We start from the raw sequence: 16,666 nt of genomic DNA, 5'->3' as shown, positions 1-16,666 counted from the left end.
CTTAAACCTTTATGCCATGGGCGGCGAGATCGCTGCGCAGCTTCTCGGCGCCGGTGAAGTGAACAGCATGCCAGCCGGCAGCGCGCGCGCCTTCGACGTTCGCCTGGGAATCATCGATAAAGATCGTCGAGGCCGGGTCAAGACCGAAGCTCTTGGCGTGGGTATCATAAATCGCGACATCCGGCTTGATCAGGCCGATATCGCCCGAAACCGTCACGCCGCGCGGCTTCTTGAGGAAGGGATAGCGCTCCTGTGCCTCGCGGAACGTGTCAGAGGCGAAATTGGTCAGCATGGTGACATCGCGGCCTTCCGCGATAAACTGTTCCAGAATGGCGACGCTGTCGTCATAGGCATGCGGAACCATCTCATGCCAATATTTACGGAAGCTGCGGATTTGCTCTTCCCGTTCGGGGTGATCGGCGATCAGCAACGCTTCGGCATCGCTCCAGGTGCGGCCGCGATCCTGCTCGAGGTTCCATTCATGAGTGCAGACATTGGCGAAGAACCATTCTCGCTCAGCATCGTCCGGAATGATCCGGCTGTAGGGAAGGTTTGGATCATAGTGGATGAGAACCTTGCCAATATCGAAAACGATGTGCCGTATTTCCGTCGTCATGAATGAATTCCTGATTTTTGCTCTAAAGGCATTTTTGCGAACGCATTGGGAATAGCCTGAGCGATAGCTTTTTTCATGACTGTCGGGAGTGCCTGCTCTTCAAGATTTGTAACCGGCGCCCACCATCCGTCATGGTTGTCATTCTGCGTCACCGACTTGGCACGCCAGATCGACAATCTCAATTCGAAATGCGTGAAGACATGCGTCACCGTGCCTGCCGGCTGCCAGTCGGCAGGGAAGGGCGCGGCCTCGATGCCGGTCTCGCCGTCAATCCGCGCCGTCCAGCCGGTCGTCGGAACCTCGGTCATGCCGCCGAGCAATCCACTTTCCACACGCCGCCGCAGGAAGATTTCCCCGTCGTCATTGACGGCGACGAAGGCCGCGCCCTGGCGTACCGGCTTTTCCTTCTTGGCTGCCTTGACCGGGAAACGTTCGGGATCATGCGCGGCCAGCGCCTGACAAGCGCCGTTGAAGGGACAGAGCGAACAGACCGGACGCTTCGGCGTGCAGATCGTCGCGCCGAGATCCATCATCGCCTGAGCAAAATCGCCCGGTCGGTCGGCAGGTGTCAGCAGGGCTACCTTGTGCTTCATCAGCGGCTTGGCGCCGGGCAGCGGCGCCGAAATCGCGTAGAGGCGGGAAATGACGCGCTCGACATTACCGTCCATCACGGCTGCCTGGCGATTGAACGCGATGGCGGCGACGGCGGCGGATGTATAATCGCCGATGCCTGGAAGCGCTCGCAGCCCTTCCTCGGTATCGGGAAAGCGGCCAGCATGGTCTGCGGCAACCGCTTCGGCGCATTTCTTCAGATTGCGGGCGCGCGCGTAATAGCCGAGCCCCGCCCAGGCGGCCATGACGTCTTCATTCGCAGCGGCGGCGAGATCATTGACAGTCGGCCAGCGCTCCAGGAATTTCGCGAAATAGGCTTTGACCGCCGGCACGGTCGTCTGCTGCAGCATCACTTCCGACAGCCAGACGCGATAGGGGTCCGGCTTGACGCCGCGTGCTGCCATCGGCGGCGAAACCCGCCAGGGCAGGTCGCGATGATGGCGGTCGTACCAGGCAAGCAGCGATGCGGCCGTGGGGGATTCTAAAGTCGTCGTCATGATTTGCCGCGTCGAGGGGAAGTGCTCTATACTTGGCCAAGCTGTGTCGGGCGATCAAGGTGCCGGACGCATAAAGCCTGTGTAGAGACCCAGTTGAAATGAGTTATCCCCGAAAAGGCGAAAAGCAGATTTCCGAGCTGACCAACGGCATTGTCGATCCCGTGCTGGCAAAGCGCGCAGGTATCAATACAACGCTGCTCGGCTGCTGGGACGAGATCGCCGGCGAGGACTTTGCCGATTGCACACGGCCGGAGAAGATCGCCTGGGCAAAGCGAACCGGTCCCGGCATGGACGACCGCTATCAGCCTGGCGTGCTGACGATCGCCTGCGAGGGCGCCCGCGCGCTCTTCCTGACCCATGCCCAGGGTGAACTCATCCAGCGCATTAACAGCTTCTTCGGTTTCTATGCCGTCAACCAGATCCGCATCGTGCAGAAGCCGGTTTCGGTCGCGTCCAAGCGTTCGCGCACGCCGCCGCCACTGAAGGGCGAGGCGGCCCGCAAGCTGGCTGACATGATGGACGGCATTGAAGATGAGAAGATCAGGGCCGCCGTTCAGCGTTTAGGAACGGCCATGGCTTGGAAACGGCGCTAGAAGATAGCGGAGCTGAATTTCGAAATCCGGTTGGATATCCGCTCCCGAGTTGCTATATTTGTATAGCAAACGGAGTTTAATGTTATGCTGGCCCTGAGGCTTCCGCCGGAAATTGAAGCAAGGCTCGATGAGCTCGCCAAGCGTACGGGGCGCAGCAAGAGCTTCTATGCGCGCGAAGCAATTCTCGAGCATCTTGATGATCTTGAGGATATCTATTTGGCGGAAAAGCGTCTCGAAGAGCTTCGCCGTGGTGAGAGTGACACCGTTTCGCTGGCCGAACTGATGGCGCGTTATGGCGTGGCGGATTGAATTTCAACGAGCCGCCGAGCGCGAACTAGACAAACTCGGACATGAGGTTTCCCGACGAATCTTGAAGTTTCTTTACGACCGTGTTGCCAAGCTGGATGATCCGCGTGCCATCGGAGAGGCGCTGAAGGGCTCGGAACTCGGGGATTTCTGGAAATACAGAGTAGGGGATTATCGTATTATCGCGCACATAGAAGATAGAGCCGTGCGGATACTGATCGTTCGAATCGGCAACAGACGTGAAGTCTATCGAAAATAATCCGACCATGCTGTATTCGATACAGCTAATTGTCTCGTTGCGATTCCGGCAGCAATTTTAGCTTTTTGTCTTTCCCCGGTCACAATTCTTTGAAGAAAGTTGGCCAACCGTGCCTTGTTAGCGGCAAGCTGCCGTTATATCGCATGAAACATTCGAAGACCTCTTTCAACGACGGGTGACTCTATGCCGATGTCCGACATGCTCTTGACCAAACGCCACCTGCTGGGCGGTTCTGCCGTTGCAGCCCTTTCCGTGGCGTTCTCTGCCGTTGCAGGCACCGCATCCGCCGCAACTGCAGAAGACGAAGTGCCGCCGTCGGACGGCAATGTCGACATGAATGAAGTGCTGAAGCCCGGCCCGCTGCCGGAGATCGCACTCGGCAAGGAAGATGCGCCGGTCAAGATCGTGGAATACATGTCGCTGACCTGCCCGCACTGCGCGCATTTTGCCGTCACGACTTTCGACACCATCAAGCAGAAATATGTCGATACCGGCAAGGTTCGCTTCATCATCCGCGAATTCCCCTTCGATCCGCGCGCTGCCGCAGCCTTCATGCTGGCCCGCTGCGCCCCGCAGGAACAGTACATGCCGATGGTCGAAATGCTCTTCAAGCAGCAGATCGCCTGGGCTTCTCCAGATGTCGACGGCCGTGCCGCATTGCTCCAGATGTCGAAACTCGCTGGTTTTACTGAGGATAGCTTCACGAAATGCTTGACGAACCAGAAGCTTCTGGATGATGTCAATTCCGTACGGGAACGCGCAGCCAAGGATTTCGGCGTCAATGCGACGCCGACCTTCCTGATCAATGGCAAGCGCTATGCAGGGGACATGTCTGTTGCTGCCATGTCGAAGCTTATCGACAGCCTGCTCTGATCCGCGCCTTTTTACATCACAGGCGGGCGGCCGAGATCGCACGCCTGTTTTCCATTACCTCCCTCTCGAGGGGGGAGGTCGCGTGGAACGCGCGGGTGGGGGTGATTTCCTGGGTGAGCGCATGATTACCCCGCCCCGGACCTTGGGTCCCAGCCTCTCCTTCAAGGGCAGGATTATCGCATATGAGTGGAGATCGCCGCTGTCCCCCTTCTCCCCAGCGAGGAGAAGGTGCCGACAGGCGGATGAGGGGGTGCCTGCCAAACGCACGAAAATCCATGAATTCAAATCGATAGCCCCCTCATCCGACCCTTCGGGCCACCTTCTCTCCAAGGGGAGAAGGAGCTTATGGTGCTCGTCCGCCTCCATATGCGATAGCCCTGCCTTCAAGGGGGGGGTGGAGATCAGCCGATGAAATTCAACAGGCTGAGACTTGTCGGCTTCAAATCCTTCGTCGAACCGGCGGAATTCGTCATTGAGCGTGGCCTGACCGGTGTCGTCGGCCCGAATGGCTGCGGCAAGTCCAATCTTGTCGAAGCGCTGCGCTGGGTCATGGGCGAGAATTCCTACAAGAACATGCGCGCCTCCGGCATGGATGACGTGATCTTCTCCGGATCCGGCAATCGCCCGGCCCGCAACACCGCCGAAGTCGGCCTCTACCTCGACAATAGCGATCGCACCGCGCCTGCCGCCTTCAACGACAGCGACGAGATCCAGGTCACGCGCCGCATCGAGCGCGAGCAGGGCTCGGTCTATCGCATCAACGGCAAGGAAGCGCGCGCCAAGGATGTACAGCTGCTGTTTGCCGATGCTTCCACCGGTGCCCGTTCGCCTTCCATGGTCGGGCAGGGGCGTATTGGCGAGCTGATCCAGGCGAAGCCGCAGGCGAGGCGCCAGCTGCTGGAAGAAGCAGCCGGCATTTCCGGCCTGCACTCGCGCCGCCATGAAGCTGAGCTGCGTCTGCGCGCCGCCGAAGGCAATCTCGAGCGGCTTGACGATGTGACCTCGCAGCTCGAAAGCCAGATCGAGAGCCTGAAGCGGCAGGCGCGGCAGGCCAATCGCTTCAAGATGCTCTCGGCCGATATCCGCGCCCGCGAGGCCATGCTGCTGCATATCCACTGGGTGCAGGCCAAGGAAGCCGAAGCCGAAGCCGACAGCGCGCTCAACCAGGCAACAGTGCTCGTCGCCGAAAAGGCGCAAATCCAGATGGAAGCGGCAAAGGCACAGGGCATTGCCAGCTTCAAGCTGCCGGAACTGCGCGACGAAGAGGCGAAAGCCGCCGCCGCTTTGCAGCGTCTGCAGATCGCCCGCTCCCAGCTGGAGGAAGATGTCAACCGCATCCTCCGCCGGCGGGATGAATTGATTCGTCGGCTGGCACAGCTGGCGGAGGACATCAGCCGCGAGCAGCGGCTTGTCGCCGACAACGCTGCTATTTTGGCAAAACTCGACGCGGAAGAAGCCGATCTCGCCGATATTCTTGCCGATTCCGGCAGGCTTGCCGAAGAAACGCGCTTAGCCTTCGAGGAAGCGGCCACCAAGCTCGCCGACAGCGAGCGGATATTTACGACGCTGACCGCAGAACGTGCTGAAGCTGCCGCCGCTCGCAATCAGCTGGAGCGCGCCATCCGCGATCTGGCCGATCGCAAGATGCGGCTCGAGCGACAGGCCGATGAAGCGAACCGCGAGCTTGCCGCCATCGACGAAAAGATGGCCGATCTGCCCGACCCGAGTGAAAAGCGCGACATTGTCGAGGCGGCGGAAAACGTCGTTGCGGATGCGGAAAGCGAGATCCAGCGTGTCGAAGCCGTTCTTGCCAAGGCGCGTGAAACCGAGGCGCTGTCGCGTGGCCCCGTTGAGCAGGCGCGGGCGCGTCTGAATGCGCTGGAAACCGAGGCGCGGACCATTTCCAAGATGCTGGCGGCGGGCGATACGTCCGGTGCCTTTTCCCCTGTCGCCGAAGAGCTGCGTGTCGACCGTGGCTTCGAAACGGCGCTTGGCGCAGCCCTTGGCGATGATCTGGAATCCTCGCTCAGCTCCGAGGCACCCGTCTATTGGTCGGATAATGGCAGCGGTGCGAACGACCCGGCCTTGCCGGAAGGTGCCGCGCCGTTGATTACCCATGTCGGCGCGCCGGCGGCATTGACGCGGCGTCTGCGCCAGATCGGCATTGTCTCGGTGGAAGACGCGCTGCGGCTGATGCCCGAGCTGAAGCCGGGACAGCGGCTGGTGACCAGGGATGGCGCCGTGTTTCGCTGGGACGGTCACGTGACCGGAGCGGATGCGCCGAGTGCGGCTGCCCTGCGGCTTGCCCAGAAGAACCGTCTTTCTGAGTTGGAAGCCGAAGCGGAGCTTGCGCGCGATGTGCTAGCCGAGGCCGAGGAGCGCCTGTCAGCAGCCGCCGATGCGATCCGCGCAGAAGAAGGTCATCTCACGACCGCCCGTGACGCAAGCCGTCTTGCTGCCCGTCATCTGGCCGAGGCGCGCGAAGCGCTCGCTGCCGCAGAGCGCGCTTCCGGCGATCTCATCCGCCGCCGTGACGTCATCATTGAGGCCGTCAGCCGGCTGCAGGAGCAGCTGGAAGACGTTGTCATGCAGGATGAAAATGCCCGCATCGAGCTGGAAGACGCGCCGAATCTCGACGCCATCGATCTGAAGTTGCGCGACCAGCAGGCCGAAGTCGCAACGGATCGGGGCGTGCTGGCCGAAGCACGCGCCCGCCATGAGGGCTTGAACCGCGAAAACGAGGCGCGGCAACGTCGTATCCTGGCGATCCAGCAGGAGCGCGACACCTGGCATCAGCGCGCCGCCAGCGCCGAGGAGCACATTCAGACGCTGCGCGACCGTGAAGAGGAAGCGCGCGAAGAGGCGGCTGAGCTCGATCTGGCACCCGATGAGTTCGATGACAAGCGCCGCGCCTTGATGAACGAGCTGCAGAAGGCCGAGGATGCCCGCCGGCAGGCCGCAGACCGTCTTGCCGAAGCTGAAGGCATCCAGCGCGAAGCCGATCGCCATGCGGCGACGGCACTCTCCGAGCTCGCCGAAAGCCGGGAAAAGCGCGGCCGCGTCGAGGAGCGGCTGGTGTCGGCGCGTGAGCGTCGGCAGGAAAGCGAATTGCGCATCCGCCAAGCCCTGAACGTCGAGCCGCATGAGGCGATGCGCCTGACCGGCCTTTCAGTATCGCAAAACGTGCCTGACCTCCGCGAAGTCGAGCGCGAGCTGGAGCGGCTGAAGATTGAGCGCGAGCGTCTCGGTGCCGTCAATCTGCGCGCCGAGGAAGAGAGCAAGGAGCTGACAGAGCGGCTGCAGGCGCTGATCAAGGAACGCGATGACGTCATCGACGCCATCCGGAAGCTGCGCGGCGCGATCCAGAGCCTCAACCGCGAGGGCCGCGAACGCCTGATTGTCGCCTTCGACATCGTCAATGCGCAGTTCCAGCGGCTGTTCACCCATCTTTTCGGCGGTGGCACGGCCGAACTGCAGCTCATCGAGTCGGATGATCCACTAGAGGCAGGCCTCGAAATTCTCGCTCGGCCGCCCGGCAAGAAGCCGCAGACCATGACGCTGCTTTCCGGCGGCGAGCAGGCACTGACGGCCATGGCGCTGATCTTTGCGGTGTTCCTCACCAATCCCGCGCCGATCTGCGTTCTGGACGAAGTGGATGCGCCGCTCGATGACCACAATGTCGAGCGCTACTGTAACCTCATGGACGAGATGGCGGCCTCTACTGAGACTCGCTTCGTGGTCATCACCCACAATCCCATCACCATGGCCCGCATGGATCGCCTCTTCGGCGTCACCATGGCGGAGCAGGGCGTCTCGCAGCTCGTCTCCGTCGACCTGCAGACCGCCGAACGGCTGCGCGAAATCGCTTGAAAGCGATGATAAAACTGTTCCCGTTTCGACAAGAAATTGCTCCGTCGTCTGCCGCACAGCCCTAAAGCGTGCTAGCGTCGTCTTTAAATCAACAACATGGGCGCTGATCCGCCCGGAAGGGAAGTATGTCTGACTCGACTGGCGGTATTTTCGATATCCTCGGAATACTTGCCGTATTGCTGCTCGTCGCCGCCAACGGCTTTTTCGTTGCGGCGGAGTTTTCTCTGGTGTCCGTCCGCCGCAGCCGCGTGACGGAGCTCGTTGCCGAAGGACGCATGAACGCCAAGGCGCTGCAGAAGGCGGTCGATAATCTCGATGCCAATCTCGCCGCCACGCAGCTCGGCATCACCATTTCCTCGCTTGCCCTCGGTTGGGTCGGCGAACCCGCTCTTGCTCATCTGCTCGAGCCGCTGCTCGATTTTCTGCCCGGAACATGGGCTGCGGCTGGGTCGCATGCCATCGCCGTCGCCATTTCCTTCATCATCATCACGGCGCTTCATATCGTCCTCGGCGAACTTGCGCCGAAGAGCCTGGCGTTGCAGCGCAGCGAAGGCACTGCGCTTGGTGTCGTGCGTCCGCTCGGCCTGTTCCTCTTCTTGCTGCGTCCGGCCATTACCGTGCTGAACGGCCTCGGCAATCTCGTGCTCCGCCTTTTCGGCCTGCGTCCCGGTGCCGGCGAGGGCTCGCTGCATTCGCCGGCCGAGATCAAGCTCCTGATCGCCGAAAGCCAGGAGGCTGGTCTGTTGGAACAGGCGCAGCAGGATCTGGTCGAACGCGTCTTCAATATCGGCGACCGCGACGTCTCCGACATCATGACGCCGCGGCTCGAGGTCGAATGGATCGATGCCGACGATCCGCCAGAGGAAATGCAGAAGACCATTCGTGAAAGCCGCTTCGAGCAGCTTCTTGTGGGTCGCGGATCGATCGACGAGCCGATCGGCATGATCCTGAAGAAGGATCTGCTTGACCAGCTTCTGAACGGCGAGCCGCTGAACCCGATGGCCGTCATCCGCCAGCCCCTGATCGTTCATGAATCGACGGCTGTCTTCAAGGTGCTTGAAAACTTCAAGCGCGCGCCCGTCCGCCTCGCCATGGTTATCGACGAATATGGCAGCCTGGAGGGAATCGTCACGCAGACGGACCTGCTGGAAGCGATTGCCGGCGATCTGCCCGACATGGAAAACGAAACGCCCGATGTCGTTGAGCGCGCCGATGGATCGCTGCTGATGGAAGGCATGATGCCTGTCTATGATGCCTTCGCGCGGCTGGGACTGCGTTTCAGCGACGAGGAGGTCAATTTCCATACTCTCGCGGGCTTTGCGCTCTACCAACTCGGCCATCTGCCCGAAGTGGGCGAAAGTTTCTCCTTCGGCGGCTGGCATTTCGAGATTGTCGATCTCGACGGTATGCGCATCGACAAGATTCTCGCCAGGCGCGAGCCGCAACCCTAGCCGTCAAGTCGCACTGGATGGACCCGGAGGCTCCCGATTTCGATCAATCGATTGAAATCGGGAGCCTCCGGGTCATATTTATTGTGCACCGCAACATTTTGCCGTATTTGTCGATTTTCATTTGTGCTGCAGTGAATTAAGTTCAACCGGAGGAGTTGGACGGAGACGATGACGAATTGGGTCTACACATTCGGCGACGGTAAGGCCGAGGGGGGCGCCGGCGATTTTGAACGGCTCGGCGGCAAGGGCGCAAATCTTGCTGAAATGTGCAATCTCGGCCTGCCGGTTCCACCGGGACTGACGATCGTCAGCGACGTCTGCACCTTCTATTACAAGAACGGCCGCAAGATTCCCGAAGAGCTGAAGCCGCAGGTCATGCGTGGGTTTCAGCGGATGGAGGCCATCACCGGGCGCAAGTTCGGCGATACGGAACGACCGCTGCTGGTATCCGTGCGCTCCGGCGGTCGCGCCTCTATGCCGGGCATGATGGATACGGTTCTCAATCTCGGGCTCAATGACGCTACAGTGCAGGCGCTCGGCCACGATGCCGGCGATGCCCGTTTTGCGTGGGACAGCTATCGCCGGTTCATCCAGATGTATGCCGATGTCGTCATGGGTCTCGACAATGAGGTCTTCGAAGAGATCCTGGAGGATGAGAAGGCCCGGTTCGGTCATGAGTTCGATACCGATCTGACCGCCGTCGAATGGCAGCATGTCGTCTCGATCTACAAGGCAGTCATCGAGGAAGAATTGGGCGAGGCCTTCCCACAGGAGCCGGAAGTTCAGCTCTGGGGCGCTGTCGGTGCCGTTTTTGCCAGCTGGATGAACGCGCGCGCCGTCACCTATCGCAATCTGCATAATATTCCAGAGGCCTGGGGTACCGCCGTCAATATCCAGGCGATGGTGTTCGGCAATCTCGGCAATTCGTCCGCGACAGGCGTCGCCTTCACGCGAAATCCGTCGACGGGCGAGAAGGAGCTTTACGGCGAATTCCTCGTCAATGCGCAGGGTGAGGATGTCGTTGCCGGCATCCGCACGCCCCAGAGCATCACGGAAGTCGCCCGGATCGCGTCGGGCTATGACAAGCCGTCGATGGAAAAGCTGATGCCGGAAGCCTTTGCCGAGTTCCGCAGCATTTGCGCGCAGCTGGAAGCACATTACCGCGACGTACAGGACCTGGAATTCACCATCGAGCGCGGCAAGCTTTGGATGCTGCAGACCCGCAATGCCAAGCGCACCACCAAGGCGGCGATGAAGATCGCCGTCGACATGGTCGATGAGGGATTGATTGCCGAAGACGAAGCTGTTTCCCGCATCGATCCGACGTCGCTGGACCAGCTTCTGCATCCGACGATCGACCCGCGCGTCCACCGCGAGGTCATCGGCTCCGGCCTGCCCGCATCTCCGGGGGCTGCCACGGGCGAAATCGTCTTCACCGCGGAAGAGGTGATCATTGCCGAGGAAGAAGGCCGCAAAGCCATTCTCGTACGGATCGAGACGAGCCCCGAAGATATTCACGGCATGCATGCCGCCGAGGCGATCCTGACCACCCGCGGCGGCATGACCAGTCACGCGGCCGTCGTTGCCCGAGGCATGGGCATTCCTTGCGTCGTCGGCGCCGGAACCATGCGCATCGACATGCGTAATGAGAAGCTGATCGGCATTGGCGTCACCTTGAAGAGGGGCGATATCGTCACGATAGACGGCTCTACCGGCCAGGTCCTGAAGGGCGAAGTGCCGATGATACAGCCGGAATTGTCAGGTGATTTCGGGCGCATCATGGCCTGGGCGGACCGCTCGCGCCGCATGACGGTGCGCACCAACGCCGACACACCTGCCGATGCGCGCGCGGCCCGCTCCTTCGGCGCCGAGGGCATCGGCCTTTGCCGCACCGAGCACATGTTCTTCGAAGGCGACCGTATCCATGTGATGCGCGAGATGATCCTTGCGGAGGACGAAACGGGGCGCCGCGCCGCCCTCGCCAAGCTCATGCCGATGCAGCGGCTCGATTTCACCGGCCTTTTCACCATCATGCATGGCCTGCCGGTGACGATCCGCCTGCTTGATCCGCCACTGCACGAATTCCTGCCGAAAACGGATGAGGAGATTGCCGAGGTTGCCGGCATCATGAGCATGGAGCCGGCCGCGCTGCGCCAGCGGGTGGATGCGCTGCACGAGTTCAATCCCATGCTTGGCCATCGCGGTTGTCGCCTGGCGATTTCCTATCCGGAGATCGTCGAAATGCAGGCCCGCGCCATCTTCGAGGCGGCGGTCCTCGCTGCACGCGAGACGGGGGCTGCCGTTGTGCCCGAAATCATGGTGCCGCTCGTCGGTCTGCGCTCGGAGCTCGATTACGTCAAGGCCCGCATCGATGAGGTGGCGCGCGCCGTGATGACCGAAGCGAAAATGAAGATCGACTATCTCGTCGGCACGATGATCGAGCTGCCGCGCGCGGCCTTGCGTGCCCATATCATCGCGGAGGCTGCCGAATTTTTCTCCTTCGGTACGAACGACCTGACGCAGACGACATTCGGCATGTCACGCGATGACGCTGCCGCCTTCATCCCGACCTATCAGCGCAAGGGCATCATCGAGCATGACCCCTTCATATCGCTCGATTTCGACGGGGTCGGCGAACTCATCCGCATCGCGTCGGAGCGCGGCCGCCGCACGCGCAACGACATGAAGCTCGGCATCTGCGGCGAGCATGGCGGCGATCCCGCGTCTATCCATTTCTGCGAGGATATCGGATTGGATTACGTATCCTGTTCGCCGTTCCGCGTGCCGATCGCGCGGCTTGCGGCGGCGCAAGCAGCGATCAAGGGGCGAGCCTGATTCTCTAATTCTGAAATATGCAGGTCAGTGGCGCCAGTAGCCGCGATGGTAGTAATATCCCGGACCGCCGACGACAATGGTCGGACCCCAGAAGAAGTCGTCATTGCTTTCCATGAAAGCCCGCTGATCCGCGCGCCGGCTAAGATCCTGATTCATCAGGCAATTGGCAAAGTTCTGGGTGCCTGGCTTAAAGCCATAGCCGCTGCATCTTGACGCATCGGCCGCCCGGATTTCTTCGGCCGTCTGGCAGGAGGAGAGTGCAAGCATAATGGCGAGAAGAGATAGTGCGGAAGCTGCGATACGCATGACATGTTATCCTGAATGCGGATTTACAGGCACAGACTATAGCGTCGCGCGTGGTGGCGCGAAAGACGTATTACCACCGCAGCCAGGTTGCTTAGGCCGCTTCCTTCGGCTTTGTCGGCATCCGCTGCAAGAGATCGACAAAGGCATCGGCGAAGCGCAGCAGGTGCGCGGTGTCTTCATCCGGCTGCAGCAGGCGGATTTCCGCACCGTCTTCGTCCAGAGCGGCAAAGAGGGTGCGCATCGTTGCATTCCCTTCGGGAATTCGCAGCACCGCCAATCTGCGGCAATCGGGTATCAGCCCTTCAGCCGGCAGATCAAACAGGAAGTCGCCCTGCACTGCCGAAGCGGCCTTGCGCACGGCTTCGCAGAAACCAGGTTCGCCACCGGAAAAACCCTCAAGCGAAAGCTCCAGTTCAAGCAGCTCCAGCGGTAGGAACGGGTCGATCGTATCGGTTCCGGCAATCGCCGCTCCCGGCACTGATTTGGCAGTGACGTCTTGAGAAAGCATCGGTTCCATCTCATCAAGTCCTTTCACAGCCTCGATAAAACGCTAAAGAATGGCCTTTTTTAGGAATTTAAGCAAGTGCTCACGTTTTTGGTCTAGGCGTTACTGGTTTGAGCTTGGACAAAACATTGGACACCGATGCCGTGACATTCGATTTATTTTCGGCATTTCTTGATCTAAACATAAGTCGCTTTCTGGGATTCGGTGCATCCGGCTTCCGATCCGACGCGCCGACGAGCCTTTGATGACCATTCGTTTCGACCGTCCTGTTTCACATGCCGCCCGCGCCGCGCGTTTGATCGCTTCGTTTGCATTGGTTCTCTGCGGAGTGACGCTGATCGGCCACCGCTTCGGGCCGCTGGAAACGCCTTACTTCGTTCTGCTGCTCCTGATTTCTGCTGGCTGCGCCATCCTGGCGGTGCTGCTCGCGCTGGTCGGTCTTGCTCAGCTCTGGCAGAGTGCCGCCATCGGTGGTGTCTCCGCCGTCAAGGCGCTCGTCTATGCCGCCCTGCCGCTGGCGATTTTCGGTTTCGGTGCCGAGCGCTACTGGACCCGGCCGCATATCTACGAGATTTCGACCGATCTCAACGATCCGCCGGAATGGCTGGCGACGCCGGATGCGCGGCAGTTGTGGCTGCCGCCGCGCCATCTGGTGACGCAGCAGGAACGCGAGGCGCAGTTCGATGCCTATCCCGCTTTGATCAGCCGCCGCTACGAGGGCGCTGCCGACCGTGTGTTGGAGGCGGTGCGCAAGGTTGCGCATGATTATCACATCACCATCGTCAAGGCCGAAGGCGCCGATGTGGCCGATCCGAATGGCAATGTGAGGCCGAAGCGGCGTGGACGCCCGCAGACCGTCAATCCAGCCCAGGATGACAGCGCCGCCGGCGATGTGCCCGCTATCGTTCCTGTGCCGACGCCACGTCCCTTCCGTGACGGAGTGGCGGAACTCATCCGCCAGAATACCGACGTCATTCTGCAGGGCGAGGTGCGAACCCGCATTTTTGGCCTGCCATGCGACATACTAATCCGTATTCGCGAGGAGGCGGAAACGACGCTGGTCGATATCCGTGTTGCCTCCCGCTACGGCCAGGATGATCTCGGGGTCAGCGCCGATCTGGCCGATGGTTACCTGAAGGCGCTGGATGCCGAACTGCTCGGTATTGCCGGAAGCTGAGACGGCTCAAGCCGGTCGATATGTTCCCAACAGCGCCGGCGGCCCATCGGTTTCCACCTGCGCCTTCTCCACCAAGTCTTCCAGATGCGCCAGCACCGAAAGTGCTGCTGCGCCATGCAGGCGCGGGTCCGTATCGCGATAGATGGCCTTCACCATGTCCGGGATCAGCCGGTCGCCGGCCTTGATGCGTTCCAGCACGGCGCGCTCGCGCATGCGCCGGTGGGTTCTGAGGCCGCGCATGAAGGAGGCCGGCTCCTTCACCGGCCCGCCATGTCCGGGCAGGAACAGCCGATCGTCGCGGGCGAGAAGCCGCTCCAGCGAGGCCATGTAGTCCGCCATCGATCCGTCAGGAGGCGCGACGATCGAGGTCGCCCAGGCCATGACATGATCGGCGGAAAAGACGATGCCCGTGCCCTCGAGCGCGAAGCAAGCGTGGTTGGCCGTATGGCCAGGCGTCAGCAGCGCCGTCATCGTCCAACCGTCTCCAGAGACATTTTGACCATCGGCGAGCACGATATCGGGCTGAAACTCCATGTCGGAGCTTTCGGCAAAGGGATTGACCTCGCCCTGATGCAGCGGCCGCGCGGCCCGATGCGGCCCTTCGCCGACAGTCAGCGCCCCCGTCGCCTCCTTCAGCCGCTTCGCCAGCGGAGAGTGATCGCGATGAGTATGGCTGACAAAGATATGCGTGACCTCGCGCCCCTTCAGCGCCGCCATCAGCGCAGCGAAATGCGCGTCATTCTCCGGGCCGGGATCGATGACCGCCACGGAAGAGCCGCCGACGATGTAGCTGTTGGTTCCATGAAAGGTAAAGGCGCTTGGGTTGTTGACCGTCATGCGTTCAATACCCGGCGCAACGGGGACAGAGCGACCATAGGCGGGTTCGAAGGCGAGGTCGAAGTCAGGCGTGCTCATGATTGCTTGTATTCGATTTCGATGAATGACATCGGCTCGGAGCCAGCATTGACGACATTATGCTCCACGCCCGCCTCGCGCCGGTAGGCAGCGCCTCTGGCGATATCGACACGCCTGATACCGCCGGGCTCCTCCAGCAGAAACTGGCAATCCGTCATCGGCACCACGACGTAGCCAAGGCCATGGACATGATGCCCGGTATCGGCACCCGGCTCGAAATCCCAGCGCGTGATGCGGCAGACAGCGTCGTCGAGAAGCACGGTGGGCATGGCCGGAGGGCGGGCGCGAAACTGGCTCATCGGACCTCTTCACTTCAAATGCGGTGCAGCAAGACCTATCATAGCCGCGCGGAAAGCACACAGAAATATGCATCCGCACATCACTTAGTCATTGTAGCGCGATGCGACCTTTGCTAATCAGACGCCGATTTGGCTGGCATGATAGCTATTTCTCTGTTGGGGCGTCGCCAAGCGGTAAGGCACCGGTTTTTGGTACCGGCATTCCCAGGTTCGAATCCTGGCGCCCCAGCCACACGACATTAGGTCCGTTCTGGACACATAGGTTACGATTTATTCCTGAGACATAGGTAACAGTTTTGCGCCGAAAGGGTTCGGCAGCGGTTCGAGCCTGCATGTCTCGTCATCGAAGTATCCCAGATCGTAATCTATGAAGCTTGCGAGCCAGATATGGTCTTCGACCTGTTTGATTCCAATGGCCTGGCCGGCAAAGACCAGGCTGAGATTGATCTTCTTTCGCTTATAGCAGATGCGACCGCATGTTGTGACGGTAACGGTCTGGTCGTGGAACGGATAGTCGAGCTCTGGCAGGCCGCGATAGGGTCGTGGTGACGTGTGGTAGCGCTCTGCCGGGCAAGCCATGTCAAGGGCTTGGTGTGGCCGCTCTGTGTTGAATTCTTCGACAAAATCGTCAAAGCGGGCCTGCTGCTGCAGGAAATTGGCGCCGGCTGGCTTGGTGGTCTCCAGCTTGAGTGTGAGATGCATGCGTTCGTGGCGGCCGTTCTGCTGCGGATTGCCTGGCTTGATGCGCTCGATGTCGATGCCGAGCCTGAGCCACCAGACCGCCAACCGCGACAGATTGAACAATCCGTTGGGACTGGCGAAGGGCACGCCATTGTCGGTTCTGATCGCCTTGGGCAGGCCGAACTCCTTGAAGACGCTCTCGAACACGGTGAAGGCGTAGGCCTCCCTCGTCGTGTGCAGCGCCTCGCAAGCCAGGAGATAGCGACTGGCGAAATCGGTGATCGTCAATGGATAGCAGTAGCGCTTGTCGGCGAGCATGAACTCGCCCTTGTAATCGGCGCACCACAGGTCGTTGGGTTGGCGAGGTTGGGAGAGAGGTGTTCCCTGTGCCCTGTTGCGTCGTCGCTTGCGGTGCTGGACCAGCCCGTTGCGATCGAGCACCGCGTGCACGGTCGAGATCGCCGGCGTTTGCACGTCCGGGTAAAGCCGCGCCAGTCGTTCTCTGATCTTCGGCGCCCCCCAGCTTGGCTTCTCCTGCTTGGCACGCACAATCAGCTTCTCGATTTGGAAAGGAAGCTGATTGGCGTGCCGATAGGGACGCCGCGAGCGATCCGTCAGTCCTTCCAGCCCGCAGGCATTATAGCGGCTGATGATCTTGTGGCCGGTCTTGCGGGAAATGCCGAACTCGCGGCACAGCGCCGCGATCTTCTCGCCATCCAGAACCCGCGCAACGAATTTGAGACGCTCGTCCATACGGTTGCACTCCTGCCAAGGCACCTTTGCTCTCCTCGCAAAGGCCAAAAGTGTAACCCATGTCTCCGGTATGAACTGTCACCCTTCTCTCGGGAAGGACAATCCGACAAAGCAGTGA

At 60.7% G+C, this 16,666-nt stretch carries 15 protein-coding genes and 1 tRNA gene; 9 read left to right on the top strand and 7 right to left on the bottom strand.

The features are described from left to right. Position 1: 1 nt before the first annotated feature. A complete protein-coding gene (locus tag GDN47_RS13910; RefSeq protein WP_152093587.1) occupies positions 2-616 on the bottom strand; it encodes an HAD family hydrolase in 615 nt (204 codons plus the stop codon). Next, positions 613-1,728: an A/G-specific adenine glycosylase gene (mutY, locus tag GDN47_RS13905; protein WP_152093586.1), complete on the bottom strand. Its 1,116-nt coding sequence runs from the start codon at positions 1,726-1,728 to the stop codon at positions 613-615. Before mutY ends, GDN47_RS13910 begins: the two co-directional genes overlap by 4 nt. A gap of 95 nt (positions 1,729-1,823) precedes the next feature. Between mutY and GDN47_RS13900 the strand changes: the two genes are divergently transcribed. The 7 genes from GDN47_RS13900 to ppdK all read left to right on the top strand — a co-directional run bounded on the left by GDN47_RS13900 (position 1,824) and on the right by ppdK (position 11,912). Further along, complete coding sequence (locus tag GDN47_RS13900) at positions 1,824-2,318, top strand: DUF721 domain-containing protein (protein ID WP_095434185.1); 495 nt, start codon at positions 1,824-1,826, stop codon at positions 2,316-2,318. Positions 2,319-2,402: 84 nt separating this feature from the next. Further along, on the top strand, positions 2,403-2,627 hold the full coding sequence (relB, locus tag GDN47_RS13895) for a type II toxin-antitoxin system RelB family antitoxin (protein WP_069613789.1): 225 nt from the start codon (positions 2,403-2,405) through the stop codon (positions 2,625-2,627). Beyond that, complete coding sequence (locus GDN47_RS13890; RefSeq protein ID WP_112724546.1) at positions 2,611-2,883, top strand: type II toxin-antitoxin system RelE family toxin; 273 nt, start codon at positions 2,611-2,613, stop codon at positions 2,881-2,883. Before relB ends, GDN47_RS13890 begins: the two co-directional genes overlap by 17 nt. Positions 2,884-3,066: 183 nt before the next feature. Beyond that, the gene (locus tag GDN47_RS13885) at positions 3,067-3,756 is read left to right on the top strand and encodes a DsbA family protein (protein WP_069613791.1); all 690 of its coding nucleotides are present in this window, start codon (positions 3,067-3,069) and stop codon (positions 3,754-3,756) included. A 408-nt stretch (positions 3,757-4,164) separates the two neighbouring features. Then, a complete protein-coding gene (gene smc, locus GDN47_RS13880) occupies positions 4,165-7,626 on the top strand; it encodes a chromosome segregation protein SMC (protein WP_152093585.1) in 3,462 nt (1,153 codons plus the stop codon). 125 nt (positions 7,627-7,751) lie between these two features. After that, positions 7,752-9,077 carry a hemolysin family protein gene (locus GDN47_RS13875; protein ID WP_113331939.1) on the top strand — a complete coding sequence of 442 codons (1,326 nt, stop codon included), beginning with the start codon at positions 7,752-7,754 and terminating at the stop codon, positions 9,075-9,077. Positions 9,078-9,245: 168 nt separating this feature from the next. Then, positions 9,246-11,912, top strand: a complete 2,667-nt coding sequence (gene ppdK / locus GDN47_RS13870; RefSeq protein WP_152093584.1) for a pyruvate, phosphate dikinase — start codon at positions 9,246-9,248, stop codon at positions 11,910-11,912. 24 nt (positions 11,913-11,936) lie between these two features. Here the strand turns inward: ppdK and GDN47_RS13865 are convergent, their stop codons facing one another. Both GDN47_RS13865 and GDN47_RS13860 read right to left on the bottom strand, forming a co-directional pair. Beyond that, the gene (locus GDN47_RS13865) at positions 11,937-12,218 is read right to left on the bottom strand and encodes a hypothetical protein (protein WP_113353938.1); all 282 of its coding nucleotides are present in this window, start codon (positions 12,216-12,218) and stop codon (positions 11,937-11,939) included. A 91-nt stretch (positions 12,219-12,309) separates the two neighbouring features. After that, positions 12,310-12,726, bottom strand: a complete 417-nt coding sequence (locus tag GDN47_RS13860; protein WP_113331985.1) for a hypothetical protein — start codon at positions 12,724-12,726, stop codon at positions 12,310-12,312. Positions 12,727-12,967: 241 nt separating this feature from the next. On the opposite strand from GDN47_RS13860, the gene GDN47_RS13855 reads away from it, so the two are divergent. Then, the gene (locus GDN47_RS13855; RefSeq protein WP_145633056.1) at positions 12,968-13,900 is read left to right on the top strand and encodes a DUF1499 domain-containing protein; all 933 of its coding nucleotides are present in this window, start codon (positions 12,968-12,970) and stop codon (positions 13,898-13,900) included. 6 nt (positions 13,901-13,906) lie between these two features. On the opposite strand, the gene GDN47_RS13850 is transcribed toward GDN47_RS13855, so the two are convergent. Both GDN47_RS13850 and GDN47_RS13845 read right to left on the bottom strand, forming a co-directional pair. Continuing rightward, the gene (locus tag GDN47_RS13850; RefSeq protein ID WP_152093583.1) at positions 13,907-14,815 is read right to left on the bottom strand and encodes an MBL fold metallo-hydrolase; all 909 of its coding nucleotides are present in this window, start codon (positions 14,813-14,815) and stop codon (positions 13,907-13,909) included. Beyond that, on the bottom strand, positions 14,812-15,114 hold the full coding sequence (locus tag GDN47_RS13845; RefSeq protein ID WP_113331934.1) for a cupin domain-containing protein: 303 nt from the start codon (positions 15,112-15,114) through the stop codon (positions 14,812-14,814). The genes GDN47_RS13850 and GDN47_RS13845 overlap by 4 nt, the downstream gene beginning before the upstream one ends. 157 nt (positions 15,115-15,271) lie before the next feature. Between GDN47_RS13845 and GDN47_RS13840 the strand changes: the two genes are divergently transcribed. Then, positions 15,272-15,346: transfer RNA gene (locus tag GDN47_RS13840), tRNA-Gln, on the top strand. Between the two features lie 38 nt (positions 15,347-15,384). Here GDN47_RS13840 and GDN47_RS13835 read toward each other — a convergent pair. Continuing rightward, positions 15,385-16,572: an IS481 family transposase gene (locus GDN47_RS13835; RefSeq protein ID WP_443096539.1), complete on the bottom strand. Its 1,188-nt coding sequence runs from the start codon at positions 16,570-16,572 to the stop codon at positions 15,385-15,387. Positions 16,573-16,666 lie beyond the last annotated feature (94 nt).

Origin of the sequence: Martinezella dioscoreae (assembly GCF_009176305.1) — a bacterium.
Classification (GTDB): Bacteria; Pseudomonadota; Alphaproteobacteria; order Rhizobiales; family Rhizobiaceae; genus Rhizobium; species Rhizobium dioscoreae.
The sequence above is the reverse complement of the archived record's forward strand: the minus strand, read 5'-3'. Positions and strand labels throughout refer to the sequence as shown.